Annotated in this window: 14 protein-coding genes; 11 read left to right on the forward strand and 3 right to left on the reverse strand. The window is 47.2% G+C overall.

What is annotated here, in order from left to right; genetic code table 11:
- Positions 1–6 precede the first annotated feature (6 nt).
- The 3 genes from ACLWNV_RS03220 to nadB form a co-directional block, all read right to left on the reverse strand.
- Positions 7–591, reverse strand: a complete 585-nt coding sequence (locus ACLWNV_RS03220) for a hypothetical protein (RefSeq protein WP_413586478.1) — start codon at positions 589–591, stop codon at positions 7–9.
- On the reverse strand, positions 588–1,442 hold the full coding sequence (locus tag ACLWNV_RS03225; RefSeq protein WP_413586479.1) for an alpha/beta hydrolase: 855 nt from the start codon (positions 1,440–1,442) through the stop codon (positions 588–590). Before ACLWNV_RS03225 ends, ACLWNV_RS03220 begins: the two co-directional genes overlap by 4 nt.
- Before the next feature lie 70 nt (positions 1,443–1,512).
- On the reverse strand, positions 1,513–3,126 hold the full coding sequence (nadB, locus tag ACLWNV_RS03230; RefSeq protein ID WP_413586480.1) for an L-aspartate oxidase: 1,614 nt from the start codon (positions 3,124–3,126) through the stop codon (positions 1,513–1,515).
- A gap of 149 nt (positions 3,127–3,275) precedes the next feature.
- Between nadB and ACLWNV_RS03235 the strand changes: the two genes are divergently transcribed.
- Genes ACLWNV_RS03235 through ACLWNV_RS03285 form a run of 11 tightly spaced genes read left to right on the forward strand, consistent with a single transcriptional unit; the run spans position 3,276 to position 15,420 of the window.
- Positions 3,276–5,432 carry a sensor histidine kinase gene (locus ACLWNV_RS03235; protein ID WP_413586481.1) on the forward strand — a complete coding sequence of 719 codons (2,157 nt, stop codon included), beginning with the start codon at positions 3,276–3,278 and terminating at the stop codon, positions 5,430–5,432.
- Positions 5,433–6,920 (forward strand): GGDEF domain-containing protein, encoded by a 1,488-nt coding sequence (locus tag ACLWNV_RS03240; RefSeq protein ID WP_413586482.1) that lies wholly within the window; start codon positions 5,433–5,435, stop codon positions 6,918–6,920. It abuts the gene before it with no gap.
- A 20-nt stretch (positions 6,921–6,940) separates the two neighbouring features.
- Complete coding sequence (alr, locus tag ACLWNV_RS03245; RefSeq protein WP_413587618.1) at positions 6,941–8,110, forward strand: alanine racemase; 1,170 nt, start codon at positions 6,941–6,943, stop codon at positions 8,108–8,110.
- On the forward strand, positions 8,107–8,943 hold the full coding sequence (locus ACLWNV_RS03250) for an MlaE family ABC transporter permease (RefSeq protein ID WP_413586483.1): 837 nt from the start codon (positions 8,107–8,109) through the stop codon (positions 8,941–8,943). The genes alr and ACLWNV_RS03250 overlap by 4 nt, the downstream gene beginning before the upstream one ends.
- The gene (locus ACLWNV_RS03255) at positions 8,943–9,707 is read left to right on the forward strand and encodes an ABC transporter ATP-binding protein (RefSeq protein WP_413586484.1); all 765 of its coding nucleotides are present in this window, start codon (positions 8,943–8,945) and stop codon (positions 9,705–9,707) included. The genes ACLWNV_RS03250 and ACLWNV_RS03255 overlap by 1 nt, the downstream gene beginning before the upstream one ends.
- On the forward strand, positions 9,704–11,074 hold the full coding sequence (locus tag ACLWNV_RS03260; RefSeq protein WP_413586485.1) for an MlaD family protein: 1,371 nt from the start codon (positions 9,704–9,706) through the stop codon (positions 11,072–11,074). Before ACLWNV_RS03255 ends, ACLWNV_RS03260 begins: the two co-directional genes overlap by 4 nt.
- A gap of 3 nt (positions 11,075–11,077) precedes the next feature.
- Entirely contained in the window at positions 11,078–12,823 is a 1,746-nt protein-coding gene (locus tag ACLWNV_RS03265) for a tetratricopeptide repeat protein (RefSeq protein ID WP_413586486.1), read from the forward strand.
- Positions 12,823–13,512 (forward strand): hypothetical protein, encoded by a 690-nt coding sequence (locus tag ACLWNV_RS03270; protein ID WP_413586487.1) that lies wholly within the window; start codon positions 12,823–12,825, stop codon positions 13,510–13,512. The genes ACLWNV_RS03265 and ACLWNV_RS03270 overlap by 1 nt, the downstream gene beginning before the upstream one ends.
- A complete protein-coding gene (locus ACLWNV_RS03275) occupies positions 13,512–14,474 on the forward strand; it encodes a 3'-5' exoribonuclease YhaM family protein (protein ID WP_413586488.1) in 963 nt (320 codons plus the stop codon). Before ACLWNV_RS03270 ends, ACLWNV_RS03275 begins: the two co-directional genes overlap by 1 nt.
- On the forward strand, positions 14,474–14,992 hold the full coding sequence (cysE, locus tag ACLWNV_RS03280) for a serine O-acetyltransferase (RefSeq protein ID WP_413586489.1): 519 nt from the start codon (positions 14,474–14,476) through the stop codon (positions 14,990–14,992). The genes ACLWNV_RS03275 and cysE overlap by 1 nt, the downstream gene beginning before the upstream one ends.
- Positions 14,989–15,420, forward strand: coding sequence for a DUF962 domain-containing protein (locus ACLWNV_RS03285; protein ID WP_413586491.1), 432 nt, complete (start codon positions 14,989–14,991; stop codon positions 15,418–15,420). The genes cysE and ACLWNV_RS03285 overlap by 4 nt, the downstream gene beginning before the upstream one ends.
- The last annotated feature ends 173 nt before the right edge of the window (positions 15,421–15,593 follow it).

A 15,593-nucleotide genomic window follows, 5' to 3' on the forward strand; every position in this document is an offset into this window, starting at 1 on the left:
CCTTTTTTATTTCTTATTGTAGTGCAAAGTTCCCGATCCCACAGGGCCGGTCACCGTGATCTTCATTTCTTTGCCTTCGATGGATTTTGCAGGCAATGGGAAGATCAGGCTGTATGGAGTGTAGAAGCGGTTGTGAGTTGGATAAAGACTGATCAGCTCTGCCAATGAAGATTTCATACGCACAACTTTGCCTTCATATCGGCGACCATCCACATCCAGGAATGTTTTCCATAAAGTTTTCGGTGTGCCCAAATCGTCGTTCTTTCTCTCTGGCGTATAAAAGCTTAGAAAGATTTCTGTTTCGGAGCTGAGGCGCTTAGCCACCAGGTCTTTTTCAGTTTGAAATTTAGTTTCATCCCAAAGATAAATACGCGTCTTTTGATCCAGCTGGGCTTCCAGAACTTCGGCGCTTAACAAGGTGCCTTGCATTTCCAAAACATTATACAGGCCGGAGTAGCGGATGGTGCGATCAGAGTTTTTTTGCACGATCTCGAAATACTGATCTTCGGTGCGTAAAGCGCGACCGGTGTCGGTAATTTCATAGGTAGCACAACCCGTCAGCAAAAGTGCAAAAGTTAAAATGTATTTCATGCGCGGTTCTCCAAAAAGCCATCAAGATATCTTTTCATATCAGCAAAAGCCGTGCTGCGCATTACATCGTTAATGATTTCATGCTTAGCATTAGGATAAACCTTAAGTTCTTTCTTCTTGCTGCCCAGGTGTTCGAAAAATTTCATGGCTTCAGGTGTGCTGCACACCGGATCTTTTTCAGGAAGGACGAACAGCACCGGTTTTTTTATTTCATTTGCGCGCGGTCTTACGTAGTCCCAATTTTCCAGCATGCCAGTAAAAACACCCGGAGACATTTTCACGTGGCGAAGAGGATCGTTTTCGTATTCACGAATAACATCCACATCACTGGTCAAAGCACTGTTGTTAATTTCATTTCCCAGTGTCAGTTTCGGTAAAATTTTATTCAGCATGAAGGCCGCCGTGGATTTGATCAATGGAACTTCCATCGACAATCCCAAAAGAGGAGCGCTGACGATCAGGCCGTCATACTTCATATCCGGATGGCGCAATAGCGATTTAAATTCAATCAATCCACCCATCGAGTGGCTGAATAAAATCACCGGGCCTTTTTTAACTTTTTCAATTGCGCAGACTTTATCGACAAAGATTTTGTAATCCTGGCAGTAATCGTCAAAGCGGGCTGCATAACCGCGGTGGCCTTCGGAGCGACCGTGACCACGTAAATCCCAGGCGTAAAAAGACCACTGATCGTCTTTAAATGCTTCGGTCAGGCGATGATAACATTCTGAATGCTCGCCATGACCGTGAGTGATGATGATCGTGCCTTTGGCATTGGGGTTGTCCCATACTTGAAAGAACAAGTTGGTGCCATCGAAACCTTTAAAAAAGCCTTCTTCGCGTTTGAACATATGAATTTAGATTGCCGCTTGCCCCAAGTGAAAACAAGGTTCTTTTTTCATTGGGGCCCAGGTAATAGGTCTAGATCAATCCGCGAACGACAATAGTGTCACGAGGCGGGTCTTGTTGCTCTGGATAGTCGATGTTGTAGTGGATGCCGCGACTTTCCTGGCGACGTAGGGCGCACTCCACGGATAAGCTGGCAACGATGGCGATGTTACGAAGTTCCAGAATGTCAGAGTGAACTTTCATGTTGGAATAGTATTCTTTGGTTTCGGCCAGAATGTTTTCCAGACGATGTTGTGCACGTTCCAGGCGTTTGTTGGAGCGAACAATTCCCATATAGTTCCACATCAGGCGACGGATCTCCTCCCACATATGGGAGATTACAATCATTTCGTCATCGTTGGACTCTTCCGGGTGTGTCCAGGCTTTAGGTTCCATCGGGAAGAATTTGGAATTGGCCCAGCCGGCTTTAATTTGCTCGGCACAGTTGTGTGCCGTCGTTAAGCATTCCAGCAGGGAATTTGAAGCCAGGCGATTTGCTCCGTGCAAACCGGTGCAGGCCGTTTCGCCAATCGCCCACAAACCTGGAATGTCAGTGCGACCGGATTCATCCGTCAGGACTCCACCACACAAATAGTGCGCGGCGGGAACCACCGGAATGGGTTGCTTGGTCATATCAATTCCCAGCTCCATGCATTTTGCATAGATCGTCGGGAATCTGTGTTTCAAAAACTCGGCATCCAATTTGGTCATGTCCAGATAGACACATTCCGCACCGGTGCGTTTCATTTCTTTATCTATGGAGCGAGCGACCACATCACGTGGCGCCAGTGATGCCAGTTTGTGATACTTGTGCATGAACGGCTCGCCATTGGCGTCGATCAGCACGCCACCTTCACCGCGCAAAGCTTCTGAAATCAAAAAGTTGCGGGAGCTGGGATCATAAAGGCAGGTGGGATGGAATTGCATGAACTCAAGATTCGCAATGCGTGCTCCCACCCGGTACGCCATAGCGATCCCGTCGCCCGTGGCGCCGCCCCAGTTGGACGTGTAGAGGTAAACTTTTCCCGCGCCACCAGTGGCAAGGATCGTGTTTTTTGCTACAAAAGTGTGCACTTCGCCTGTGTTTTTATCCAACGCATAGGCGCCAATGCAAGTGACAGGATTCATGTCGTTAGGATCGACTTCCTTATTCACAATCAGGTCGATGGCGTTAAAGCGTTCCATCAAAGTGATGTTCTTGTTTTCACGAACACGCGCTAAAAGTGTGCGGTGAATTTCCAAACCGGTTTGGTCTTCGAAGTGCAGAATGCGACGGAAGCTGTGTCCGCCCTCGCGCGTCAAATCTATTTCATCGGCTTCTTCGCCGCCTTTTTTGCGAAGGTCGAAATGCACACCCCAGTTTAGCAAATCTTCAATACGTTCGGGGGCTTGATGGACGTAGTTATTAACAACTGTTTCCTTGCAAAGACCCGCTCCGGCAACCAGGGTGTCCTGGATATGAGACTCGAAACTGTCTTCATCCGACATAACGGCAGCAATCCCACCTTGTGCCATTGAGGAATTGGTGTCGGTCATCTTTTCCTTGGCAAGGACAATGACATTTCCTTGGGAAGCCATTTTCAGAGCGAGGGCAAGGCCGGCAGAGCCAGAGCCAATAATCAAAACGTCACTGCGGTGGGTACTCATAATGCTGACTTTCTAATTCCTTTTAGTGCCTTTGGCAAAGGAGTCTTGCTTGATTCTTACCAGTTTCTAAAACTACAATGAAATCAAAGGCTCAGGCGTGCGCTAGTCCGCGGCGAGTACAAGAGATGTGACAGGAAGGAACAGGCTCAATGAAAGTGAAACTCCTAGCAGTGTTGATCGCAGTAGCGGCGCTATTTATTGGCGCTGTTTTGTGGCGAACAGATAGTTTCGTATACGGCGATCGCATGAGTTGGGTTGAAGCACAAACACGCACGCAAATCAGTTCCATTTCCCGTTCCCTTTCCGGGGAGCTTAAATCCCTGCAAAGACTGGTTGCCACCTTCAATGCCGAAAGCTTTCAAAAAAACCGTATCAACTGGTCAACACTGGCGCCGTATTATGCGGTGGCTTCTGTCACCGTTAACGGATCGGAAATTGACCCGCAGGTACTCATCACCCGCGATAATTCCAAAGCGGCCAATTGGAATGCCGCTTTTGTAAAAGCAGCCTTGGGAAAAATCGAAAACCGCACAAACGACATGAGATTTTTCATCAAACCTTTTCAAGACACCAATCGCGGCAGATATGTTGCGGTCGTCGTGCTTGAGGGGAATCGCGGATATGCGCTTTTCAGTTCAGGTGAAATTTTTCAATCACAAGTGGATTCCGAGCGTGGCAGTTTAAGTTCCTTTTCTATCGTCACCACTTACGGTCTGACTGTGGGACACACGATTCCTGAATATCTGGGAACGGTGATGCGTGACGATCCGATGTACAAAGAGATCGCGAAAAACGGAGCCACACATGGTGGTGGCGTGGTCGAAGGCAACAACAAGCAACAGATTTTTGGAATGTTCGAGCAGGTTCCGCATACGAATCTATGGGTGTTAAGTTCAGCACCTTTAAGCGAAGCCTTAAAAGGGCGCACCGGCTTGTGGTGGCAGTTCCTGTTGATGGGTGTGGGCCTGGTTCTGGTCGGTATCGCTGCGGTTTTATGGGTGGTTTCACCAGCTGAAAGTAAAATTGAAAAACTTGAAACAGATTTGGTGAAAGCAAAAAAGCAAGCGGCGGCAACACCGGCCCCGGTAAAATCTGTCGTAGCCGATCCCGAATCAGCGCAAAACGAAAAAGTTCAAACTTCGATGCGAGTCGCTTCAGCTCTGGCTCATGAAATGCGCGGGCCTTTAAGTTCCATTCTGGGTTATTCGCAAATGATTCTGGCAAAGCATCCTGAAGGCGAAATCGTGGAAAACACCGATTCTATTCTGCGTGAAACCCGTGCCGCCCGCGAAGTGCTGAACAAGCTACTGGGGTATGCCGGCGAAGAGATCAAAGAAAAAAATTCGATGAAAGTCGAAGGCCCCTTGGCTCGGGCTTTGAAATCTTTGGAGTCAGAGCTGCAAACCAAAGGTGTGAAAGTTATCCGTAACTTCCAGGAAACCAGCGCCCTGGATTTACACGCTGATGCTTTGGTAAAAGCTTTTGAAAACATCATCACGAATTCCATCGAGGCGATGGAGCGTATGCCGAAGAAAGAACTGACAATTGATCTTTTCGAGGACGCATCCGGTGTACATCTGACCTTTGAGGATTCCGGTGAAGGCATTGATTCGGCGAATCTGACAAAAATTTTCGATCCGTTCTTTACCACGCGTTCTTTTAAAAATCATATGGGCTTGGGCCTTTCTGCGGCCTTTGGCGTGCTGAAAGAGCACAATGCCGAAGTGAAAGTCACATCTCAACGCGGTTTTGGTGCAAAAGTTTCCATTACGTTTAAAAAACAGGAATCGGCCAGTGTGATGAAGGCGCCTAAGGCGGCAGCAGATATTCCTGCGCCGATTGCGGCTTCCATGTCAGCCCCTGTGGTCGAGAAGATTCAAATTCAGGGCGAAGTATTGCAGCTGCGTGAAGAGTCCCCCCACCGTGAAGAAGCTGAATCCGATTTCAAAGAGGTGAAAATGCAATCATCAGCCACCGCGCATTCTCCTTTGGATGTGAACATCGATAAACTTTTGGAAATGCCCGAGGAAGTCGTGGCTGTGGCTGATGAAGTGACGCCAACTCCGGAAATTATCGAACCGGAATCTTTGAAGTCTTCACCAGCCAAGTCCTCGGCAGCTCCCGATGTGGTGGAATTTGTTGAGCGCGATTTTTCTGAAGACAAAACAGTTGTCAGCTCCACTATAGACGATCAATTCACCCCGGTGAATTTGATTAATGCGCCGTCTGCAAGCCTGGCGCCGGTTAGGAAATCCAAAGCAGACAGTTATCAAGTTGAAATTCGCAGACCTGGAAAGAGGACTTAATTGGACATCCGCGATCATAGCTCCCAATTTACCATTTACGTTTTCACCACTGATGTGGATCAGGGTGCTGCTGCGAAAGTTTCCCTTTCGCAGGCGGGCTATGATGCGTATTTCATCCAGGATCCAGAACAGCTGGAACAACGCCTGAAAGACACTCCTCCTCATCTATTGGTGTTTTCAACAGCGACGCTGGCGGGTGCTTTAAGTGATTTCGTGGTTCATGTACAAAAGATCAATGATGAAATTCGCTTCATCGCGATTTCCAGTTTGGGCCAGTTTGATATCCTGTCACAGTATCAAAGTTTCGGATTCATGGATGTGATCTCGGACGAAGCGGTGGCACTAGAGTCTCGAGTTCTTTGGGCTGTGGATCGCGCCTGCGAAAAACTGTATCTAAGTTTCCAAAATGAACAATTGATCGAGGATCTGGAGTCTTCCAAACAAGAACTGGAAGACGTGCAAACCGAATCACTGAAAAACCTAAAGCATCAGGAGGAAGCGGCGGCTCGTCCGGCTTTCCCAATGCGCATCGCTGACTATCGTTCCGCACAAAGCAAAGAAGACATGGTTCAAAGATTTTTGAACGGTATTTCTGAAAGTCGCTGCGTGTTTTTCAAGTTTCTTCCTTCCGTTCGCAGTTTTGTGGCGACTCACGCGAATGGTATTGATTCCGCGCAAATTCAGGGTGTGGGCACCCAACTAACGATTGATGAGATGAAAGACCTGGGCTCGCAATTGGCGATGGGGCTGATTCCTCCAAGTTTTTCTGCGCTGCTGACTGAAGCTTTTCATTTAAAACCACCCAAGGCGATTCCACTTTACGGCGGCAATCAATTGGAAGGCTTGTTCGTATATTCCGGTGGAATGGATGCCCAAGCGGTGGCCCAGTTGAACGATGAGTACACGCTGTTTAATCTTTGTTACTCACATTTTGTTTTGGAAAAGAAAGTCGACACGCTGGAAGTCCAAGATTTCGTCACTGAACTCTATAATCGCAATCACTATGTTAAAGTTTTGGAAGACGAAGTGGCTCGTGCCCGTCGTCTGAAACAGCCTTTGGCTATTGTGAAAATCTCGATGGACGATTTTTATGAGATCGAGTCATCTTTGGGAGACGCGGTACGAGATGAGTTGCTTAAATCCCTGGCAACAGTGATCTCTAAATCCAGTCGTACCAACGATACCAACTTCAGAACAGCAGCCAATGAGTTGACAATGGTACTGCCTCATTGCTCTAAAAAGGGGGCTGCACTGCGGGCTGAAAGAGTTCGTCGCGTAGTTGAGGGAAGTACCTTCCTGGATAATGGCATGAAAGTGTCCATCAGTCTGGGAGTGAGCGAGTATCCGTCTTTGTGCGATTCTCCAAAAACTTTGGATGAAACGGCAGGGAAGGCCCTGGCTCATATCGCTGATAAGGGTGGAAACAAGATTTGCTTGTACAAAGCCCCTGAAAGTCACAAGCCTGAATTCGAAATTCCGGCTGAATAGGATTAGTGTTTTTAATGGAAATGTTTCGAAGAACTTTTGCGGAAATTAATTTAGACAACCTGACACATAACATTCGTGTCTTGCAAAAGGCGTTTCCGAACAGATTCCTTTGCCCAATGGTGAAAGCCAATGCTTACGGCCATGGTGACGTTAAACTTGCTTTGCATCTGGAAAAACTGGGTATCAAACAATTGGGCGTCTGCCTGATTGAAGAGGGCCTGTTGTTAAGACAGTCCGGCGTGAAAGTGGACATTCTGGTTTTCCGTGGCTTTGATGCCAAAGGCGCCAAGGCGATTATCGATAGTAACATGACCGCTGTGGTCAGTACCTGGGATCAAATCGAAGCTTTAGAGCAAGTCGCGACCGGAAAAGTCAGCGTGCATGTGAAGTTTGATACCGGAATGAACCGTTTGGGTTTCCGCACCGAAGAAGCACAAAAAGTTTTTGATCGCTTAAATGGTCATAAGCAAATTGAAGTGAAAGCGTTGTGCACTCACTTGTACATCGGTGAGAATGCTTTGGAAACTGATCAGACCAGCGCGCAGCAGTTGCATAAGCTGAATATCGTTTCTGAAGTTTTCAAATCCATGAATGTGTTCTGTCATGCACTGAACAGCTCTGGAATTTTGAACTTGTTAGAGATGGAAGAAAAAGGTCAGCAAAATAAAAATCACCCGCTGTACCTGCAAAACTGGGGACTTCGCCCAGGCCTGATGATTTATGGTTATAGCTCGCTGGGGCATCCTCCGGTGGCAAACCTTAAGCCGGTGATGAATTTAAAATCCGTGGTAAACAATCTTCGCCAAGTGAAAGCGGGGGAGACAGTTTCATACGGGGCCAAGTGGACAGCAAAACGTGATTCGGTGATTGCGGTCATTTCAATTGGTTACGGGGATGGTTACCACCGTCTACTTTCCAATCAAGCCCACGTTCTGTTTGCGGGCGTAAAAGTTCCAGTCGTGGGCACTGTTTGCATGGACTATTTGATGGTTGATGTGACGGATGTGGTAAAAGGTCACGAGCTGAATCGTTTCAAAGATCAGGAAGTGGTATTATTTGGTTTCGACTTAAAAGGACATGAGCTTTCAGCGGACGAGCTTGCAAGCCAGGCTCATACGATTTCCTATGAAATGCTCACCAGTGTGGGCGAGCGTGTGCCTCGCGTATACATCGGTAAGGAGAACGCGTGAGTTCACAAGGTCTGGTGCAAAAAGCAGCTTTTGGGATTTCCTGGGTTGGTGCCTCGGTTATTCAGTTTTGTCGTGGTTTTATCGAAGAAACCGGCAAGATGATGCTGTTCTTCAGCGAAAGTGTTCGCATGGTTTTTGCCAAGCCTTCGCGTTTTCCGGAAATCATCAGACACATGGAATTCATCGGAAACCAGTCCATCTGGATTATTTGCTTAACAGGTGGATTTACCGGTCTGGCATTATCGATGCAAATTTATCTGGGCTTTAAAATGTTTAATGCCGTGAATATGGTGGGACCTGTCGTGGCTCTGGGAATTACCCGTGAGTTGGGTCCGGTATTGACGGGATTGATCGTAGCCGCACGTGCGGGTGGTGCCATGGCCGCGCGCTTGGGTACAATGCGCGTAAATGAACAAATCGATGCCCTTGAAGTCATGGGTGTGAACACAAAGCAGTATCTGATTTCACCAAGATTGGTGGCGGCATTTATTTGTATGCCGCTTTTGACTGCGGTTTTTGACTTCGTGGCGATGATGGGCAGTTGGTTTTTGTGTGTGAAAATCGTGCAGCTTGATGAAGCGATCTTCTGGCAAAAAATCCGCGACATGATTGAAGTGAAACACATCAATGAGGGCCTGATCAAAGGCGCCGTATTTGGTATTTTCTTTGCCTTGATTTGTACTTACCGCGGATTTAACACCACAGGTGGCGCAAAAGGTGTGGGCGAAGCCACCAATCAGGGCGTCGTGCAAAGCATGGTCATGATTATCATGCTGGATTACTTCCTGACGAATTTGATCCGTCTTTACTACAGCCTGATGGGGATTTCATAATGTTCAATCAACCCGCTGTACAAATTCGTGATTTGAAAAAAACTTTCGATGGCAATGACTACATCTTAAAGGGTATCAATCTTGAAATCCCCAAAGGAAGTCTGACAGCCATCATTGGTTTTTCCGGTACCGGAAAAAGCGTGATGCTAAAACATCTTTTGGGATTGTATAAACCCACTTCCGGCTCCATTGAAGTTTTGGGGCAGGATCTGAATCAAATGAGCGAAGATCAGTTGACCAAGTTTCGTCAAAAGTTCGGGGTGTTATTTCAATCCGCGGCTTTGTTTGATGATATGTCGGTTTTGGAAAATGTCTGCTTTCCACTGTTTGAGCACCGTCGGGATCTGAAAGAAACTCAAGTCCTTCGTATTGCTGAAGATAAGCTTCATCAGGTCGGGCTGGACCCTAAACATTACCGAAAACTTCCCAGTCAGATATCCGGCGGTATGCAAAAAAGAACGGGCTTGGCCCGAGCTCTCGCCCTAGATCCAGAAATCCTTATCTATGATGAGCCGACCACGGGTTTAGATCCCATTCTGACTGAAATGGTAGATAATTTGATACTGGAGACACATAAGCAACGAAATGGACAACTGACATCAATCATGGTTTCGCATGATTTGTCCGCTGCGTTTAGGATTGCGGATCATATCGCGATGTTGGATAGTGGCAGGGTTTTACTATTCGGGACTCCAGAGGACTTCTTTAATACCGATATTGAATTGGTTAAGAGGTTCGTGAATAAAGGGATGAAACATCAATGAATTGGCTTCGCGCTGCAGAGTTTAAAGTAGGTCTTTTAGTGATCATCGTTGGATCACTGATTGCCGTTATGTCCATGCAGGTGAGCGAAGATCCTTCCTACCTTGGTCGTTCAAAAAAAGCCTGGTTCTTAATTCCAAATGCGGGCGGTCTGGTTAAAAATTCTGCAATTCGTTCTGCCGGTATTCCGGTGGGTGTGATCAAAGACATCCGTTTGCAAGATGGTCAGGCGCGCGTCGACATCACGGTTAAATCCGATGTGCCGTTGACGACATCTGCAGGTATTGAAATCAAAGCTCAGGGTATCCTGGGTGATTCTCACGTTGAAGTATATCCTGGTTCGCCAACAGATCCGCCACTTCCTGACAACGCACAAATTCTGAATGTTAAAGCCGGTGGTTCTTTGGAAAACCTGGTTCAGCAAGTCGGCGAAGTAACATCTTCACTGAAAGCGGTCGCAAAGAACCTGGAACAAGCCACATCTGAAAACGGTACTCGCAATCACATCCTGGGTCGTATCGTTAAGAACGTTGAAACGATCACTCAGGATCTGGCGCAAATGACGACGGAAAACAAAGACAAGATCGGCGACATCGTGGACGAGGTTCACGACATCACATCAAGTCTGCGTGAAGTGATGAACGACAACAGCGACACCGGTATCAAAAAGACCTGGGCTCGTTTGTCTGAAACCATGAAGAACCTGGATGAAATCACCGGCAAGATCAATCGCGGTGAAGGCACGATCGGTAAACTTATCAGTGACGAAGCCACAGCTGAAAAAGTTGACAGCGCCATTGATGGTCTGAACAGCATGGTCGGTGCCGCAAACAGCATCGAAACCGCTTTCGATTTTAGGACTGATTACCTGGGCGAAGTTGGGAACTGGAAAACCACGGTGGGTGTAAAAATCCAACCGGGCTTGGATCGTTACTACTATCTTGCGATTGTGGATGATCCGGTGGGCGTCGTCGAAACAACCCGTTACCAATATTCGGGCGGAGCACCTCCACAAAACTCTGGTGACTACTACGAGAAAAAAACTTACGAAAACAAGCTGAAGTTCACATTGCTATTTGCCAAAAACTTCTGGGATCTGACTCTTAAAGGGGGCGTGATCGAAAATGGCGGTGGTTTTGGTGTGGATTACTACTTCTTCCGTCGTAAGATGAGAGCGACTGTCGAGGCCTTCGACTTCACTCGCACGAACCTGCGCGGAAATCTTAGCTACTTCTTCTATCGCGGATTATATCTAAATGCCGGCTGGAATGATGCCTTCAATAAGAACGATGCAAGTTCAGCCTATGTCGGTGGTGGTCTATTGCTGACCAACGACGACTTAAAACTGCTCCTCACGAAGGGGCTGTAAAGTATGGCGGTTGAGGTTTCCAATACAGATAAAGTTTGGCTAATTAAATCCTCAACCAGGGTACTTGGGCCATTTTCTGTCGAGGAAGTTACAACGCTTTTAAAGACCCGCCAAATTTCAATTATTGATGAAATCCGTCTTCCTGTAGGTCGCTGGAGTTATATTCGTGAAAATCAACGTTTCATGGATATTATCCGCGCAATCCGTGAAGAGCAGGATAATTCTCCTGAAAACACCATGACTCAGTCGATTCCTCACAACACGTCATTCACGAAAACGGAACCGACGGTGGATCGTGAGGATCAAACTTTGACTCCGGTGCCGCCAGTGCAATCGCAAATGAAAGACATTTCAGCTGCGACGGAAAGACCGGTGGCAAAATCCGCTATCCCAGGGGGAGTCAGTTACGGAACGGCCAACGATGCCCGCGTTCAGGGTAAAATTCGCCAGCAATCCAATGCTCTTCGTTGGGCTGTGATGGGGATTGCGGCAGTTGTTGCGCTGGGAATTTACGTCACACTTGGTAATCGTCAAACGGCGACATCAGGCAATTATGACGAGCTGGTTTCACAGGCCATTCGCTATAAGAGTGTCGGTTTGTATGACCGGTCTTTGCGTGCTTATAAAGCCGCATCTATGATTAAAGAACCGGATCTGGATACACAGATTCAGATGGCCCCAGTGCTGATTTCCGAAGACCGCCAGACTTTGCAAGGTCGTCGTGTTTTGGAAAAAGCCATTGTGCAGGAAAACCGTCAGCGCGGTGATCTGGTGGATGCATATCTTGGTATTGCCGTTTCTTATATGATGGACGGGGATCTGAAAGAGGCCGAGAACACTTTGCAAAAAGCAATCGGTCACGAGCCCTTTAATATTTCAGCGCGATTGAATCTGGCGATTGTCGAAATGAAAAAAGGCAACTACCACGAAGCTATGCGCAAGTTTGAAAATGTGCTTAGCAAAGAGCCCGGCAATACGATGGCTATTTATGGTCGTTCGATGGCGGCTATGGAAGTGGCAAAAACCACCTCTGATCTTTCTTACCTGAAAAACGTTGTCACTGATTTGCAGCACGCCTTGAACAAAGCTTATTGGCTGCGCCAGGAACTAAGCCTTTTCCTGATTTATTCATATAACCTGATGGGCGACGTGGATGCCATGAATCAGGCGATCGTAAAATTCCTAAGTGAAACTCCTGGAACTTCCGGTCAATACACTCATTCCTTAAATGTAGACTGGCGTTTTACCCAGTGGGATTACCTGGAAAAATATTGCAGTGAAGTTTATGCGCGCAGTATTCCTTCCGCAGAGTTCAAAGCAGTTCGTGCGATTTGTTTGATGGAAATCAACAGGGACACGGACGCTGACAAACTTTTGCAGGAAGCCATCAGCGAAGGTCCAAAAGATCCTTATGTGCTGGCAGCCCAAGCCGCATACTTAAAGAAAATGGGCCGCGCACCGGAAGCTCTGGCGATCTTAAAAATGCCGGAACTGACCAGTCTGAATGTTCGTGACCGTTTGATGGGCGATATTTGTATGGCAAATCACGACGTAAACTGTGCTCAGGGTGCGTTCACCCGCGTATACGAAAAGAACACCAGCTCTGGACCGGCACTTTATGGATTGGCCTGGGTGGTTTTGAAACGCAAAGATCGAAACGCTGCTTCCAATTACACTCGAGCGGGGCTGCAAGCCGAGCCCACTTTCATACCGCTGCTGGAAATGCGGGATCAACTGGAGGCTGATTAATGAATCAGCCTTTCGTGCTTTTCATCCTCAGCGCTTTCCTGATTTTGAGTGGTTGCTCAAAGGATCCTGGTGGCTATCATCGCGAAGAATATAAAGTGGTGAAGTTTGAAGACGTGCCGCCGGATTTGAAAATTCCCACAAAGGCTTGGGATATGCTGTCTTTTCAAGCGGCTGCAGATGCTCATGGGGAAGGCCATGGGGAGTCTTCGGAAAAAGCTGAATCCAGCAACAAAGAAATCGTATTTTCCGACGTGACTGTCTTTTTGGTCGATAAGAATCCCGGCGTCCTCAAAGAGGAAGCCATCAAATTTGAACTTCCCCGCGGCGGGGGCGAAATCGATTTATCCCAATATGTAAATGAACGTCAGGGTTCATTTTACGTGGGCTTTGAATTCCCGGCCTTTACCGAAGCGAAACAAAGCAAAGTTCTTTTCGTCAGCCATGCCCGTAAAAGACGCCTGGGTGAAACGATTTATGGAGCGGGCTGCAATCAGATTCTGGACATCACAACCAAGTATAATCTGGCAATGAAGGGTGAAGGTCTGAAGGTCAACACCACTCGTGAACGCCATATCAGTGTGCTCGGGGGAACTTTCTTGTTCTCGGCAGAAAAGGGTGACACTGTTTATGTGGCGCAGGTTTCCTTTGTGGACCCGGCTCATAAGAATCTTTTTTGCGAGGCACCCTGATGGACAAAAAAACCGTTCATAGTCTTCAAGATAAAGACACCGTCGAAATGCTTTTCCTGGTTAAGGAAAAAACTGTTGGCGTAGGTAAAAACGGCAGACCTTTTATGGGCCTGCAGTTGGGCGATGCGACCGGCTCTATTGATGCCCGTCTGTGGGATCGTGTTGAGGAATTGGCCCGTCAGTTTGAAACTGGTGATGTATTAAAAGTTAAAGGCCTGGTGCAGTTGTTCCAAAACCGCAAACAGCTGGTGATTCACAGACTTGAACGTGTGGAAAATTCCGAAGTGAACTTCGAGGATTTTATTCCAAAGGCCGCGCGCGAAACCGAAGACATGCTGGCAGAGCTGATTCAGCTGGTGCGCTCAATGCGCAACGATCATCTGAAGCAGCTTGTTTTGGACACCCTGGAAGATCCGGAGATTCGTCCCCGTATCCTGCGTGCCCCGGCAGCAAAATCCATTCACCATGCGTGGGTGGGTGGACTTCTTGAACATATTCTTTCGATCTGTAAGATCATGGATTTTATGGGTTCCCACTATCCGTTCCTGAATCGCGATCTTTTGCTTTTTGGAGCGATCTTTCACGACATCGGAAAAATCTGGGAACTCTCATATGACAATGGCGTTTCCTACACTGACCGCGGTCGTTTGTTGGGGCACATGCAATTGGCGTGTGAGCTCATAGATAAAAAATCAGCTCGCATCCTGGGGTTCAGCGAAGAACTTCGTGATATTTGTAAACATATAATCTTGAGTCATCATGGTAAATTGGAGTACGGTTCTCCGAAGCGTCCTAAATTCATGGAAGCAATGCTGATTGCAATGGTTGATGATCTTGATAGCAAGGTTGCCACTTTGAAATCCATCGTGGATGGTGAACGCGGCTCTGGCGAGAAGTGGTCTCGCTATAACGAATTATTTGATCGTTATTTCCTATTGGATGATTTGAACGAGAAGTATTGATGTTTGATTTGTGGAAGCGATTCGTAGCTCTGTTGAATACCTATAAGGCTTATGATCCTGCGGCAAAGTCCCGTTGGGAAATCGCTTTGTTATATCCTGGTCCCAAAGCATTGATCATGCATCGTCTGGCTCATCTTATTTATAAAGCTGAATTTTATTTTCTGGCTCGTCTGGTTGCGGAAATTTCCAGATGGTTAACGGGTATTGAAATTCACCCGGGCGCTCAATTGGGTCGTCGTTTGGTGATTGATCATGGCTTTGGTGTCGTGATCGGTGAAACCGCCGTTGTCGGCGATGAATGCATTATCTTTCATGGTGTGACCTTGGGTGGAACTAAGTTCGATCCGGTAAAACGTCATCCCACAGTGGGTAACAAAGTGATGATCGGAACCGGAGCCAAGGTTTTGGGCCCGATCAATATCGGTGACGGTGCTTTGATTGGTGCCAATGCCGTGGTTTTGAAAGATGTTCCGGCAGGCGCAACTGTGGTGGGCCCGATTGCTCAGGTTAAGTCATGACCTTGCAAGACTGGTTCGCTGAATACGGCGAAAGTCATCAGAATCGCAAGAATCAAATCATTCATAAAGTTTGTGTGCCCTTGATCTTCTTTACGGTCGTGGGTTTGCTGTTGCAGATTCCCGTGCAAATGGGACCCATTCGTTTGGGTGAGTTGTTTATCGCCATCGCCCTGGGTTGGTATTCCACTCTGGGAATGAAGCCCGCGATGGTCATGCTGGGACAACTGGTTATTTGTTATATCCTGCTTTATCTATTGGGAATGTTTTTACATCCGTTATGGTTGTGGCTTGTCCTGATTTTCGTACTGGCCTGGATCGGGCAATTTTACGGGCACAAGATAGAAGGTAAAAAACCGTCCTTTTTAAAAGACCTGCAGTTTCTTTTGATCGGCCCTTTATGGGTGGTCAAAGATGTCTTCTTTAAATAATAAGAGCGAAAACACAACGCGATGCGTTTGAATTGTGCTAAGGCGAGGCCTTTTCAGACTTCAACTCTAATATCCTCACATCCATTTGCATTTCGGTTTCATGATCAAAAACTAATATTAAAACTGTCGCTTGACGCTCTGTGGCTCTGAGACAATGGGGGAGTACCTAAACC

The organism is Bdellovibrio sp. HCB274 (assembly GCF_047306075.1).
Taxonomy (GTDB): domain Bacteria; phylum Bdellovibrionota; class Bdellovibrionia; order Bdellovibrionales; family Bdellovibrionaceae; genus Bdellovibrio.

What these genes read in the sequence shown, in the direction of transcription:
- cysE (WP_413586489.1), top strand. Translation starts at nt 14,474, where the DNA reads ATGTTTGATTTGTGGAAGCGATTCGTAGCTCTGTTGAATACCTATAAG.
- ACLWNV_RS03220 (WP_413586478.1), bottom strand. Translation starts at nt 591, where the DNA reads ATGAAATACATTTTAACTTTTGCACTTTTGCTGACGGGTTGTGCTACC.
- ACLWNV_RS03255 (WP_413586484.1), top strand. Translation starts at nt 8,943, where the DNA reads ATGTTCAATCAACCCGCTGTACAAATTCGTGATTTGAAAAAAACTTTC.
- ACLWNV_RS03270 (WP_413586487.1), top strand. Translation starts at nt 12,823, where the DNA reads ATGAATCAGCCTTTCGTGCTTTTCATCCTCAGCGCTTTCCTGATTTTG.
- ACLWNV_RS03285 (WP_413586491.1), top strand. Translation starts at nt 14,989, where the DNA reads ATGACCTTGCAAGACTGGTTCGCTGAATACGGCGAAAGTCATCAGAAT.
- ACLWNV_RS03225 (WP_413586479.1), bottom strand. Translation starts at nt 1,442, where the DNA reads ATGTTCAAACGCGAAGAAGGCTTTTTTAAAGGTTTCGATGGCACCAAC.
- ACLWNV_RS03265 (WP_413586486.1), top strand. Translation starts at nt 11,078, where the DNA reads ATGGCGGTTGAGGTTTCCAATACAGATAAAGTTTGGCTAATTAAATCC.
- alr (WP_413587618.1), top strand. Translation starts at nt 6,941, where the DNA reads ATGTTTCGAAGAACTTTTGCGGAAATTAATTTAGACAACCTGACACAT.
- nadB (WP_413586480.1), bottom strand. Translation starts at nt 3,126, where the DNA reads ATGAGTACCCACCGCAGTGACGTTTTGATTATTGGCTCTGGCTCTGCC.
- ACLWNV_RS03235 (WP_413586481.1), top strand. Translation starts at nt 3,276, where the DNA reads ATGAAAGTGAAACTCCTAGCAGTGTTGATCGCAGTAGCGGCGCTATTT.
- ACLWNV_RS03275 (WP_413586488.1), top strand. Translation starts at nt 13,512, where the DNA reads ATGGACAAAAAAACCGTTCATAGTCTTCAAGATAAAGACACCGTCGAA.
- ACLWNV_RS03260 (WP_413586485.1), top strand. Translation starts at nt 9,704, where the DNA reads ATGAATTGGCTTCGCGCTGCAGAGTTTAAAGTAGGTCTTTTAGTGATC.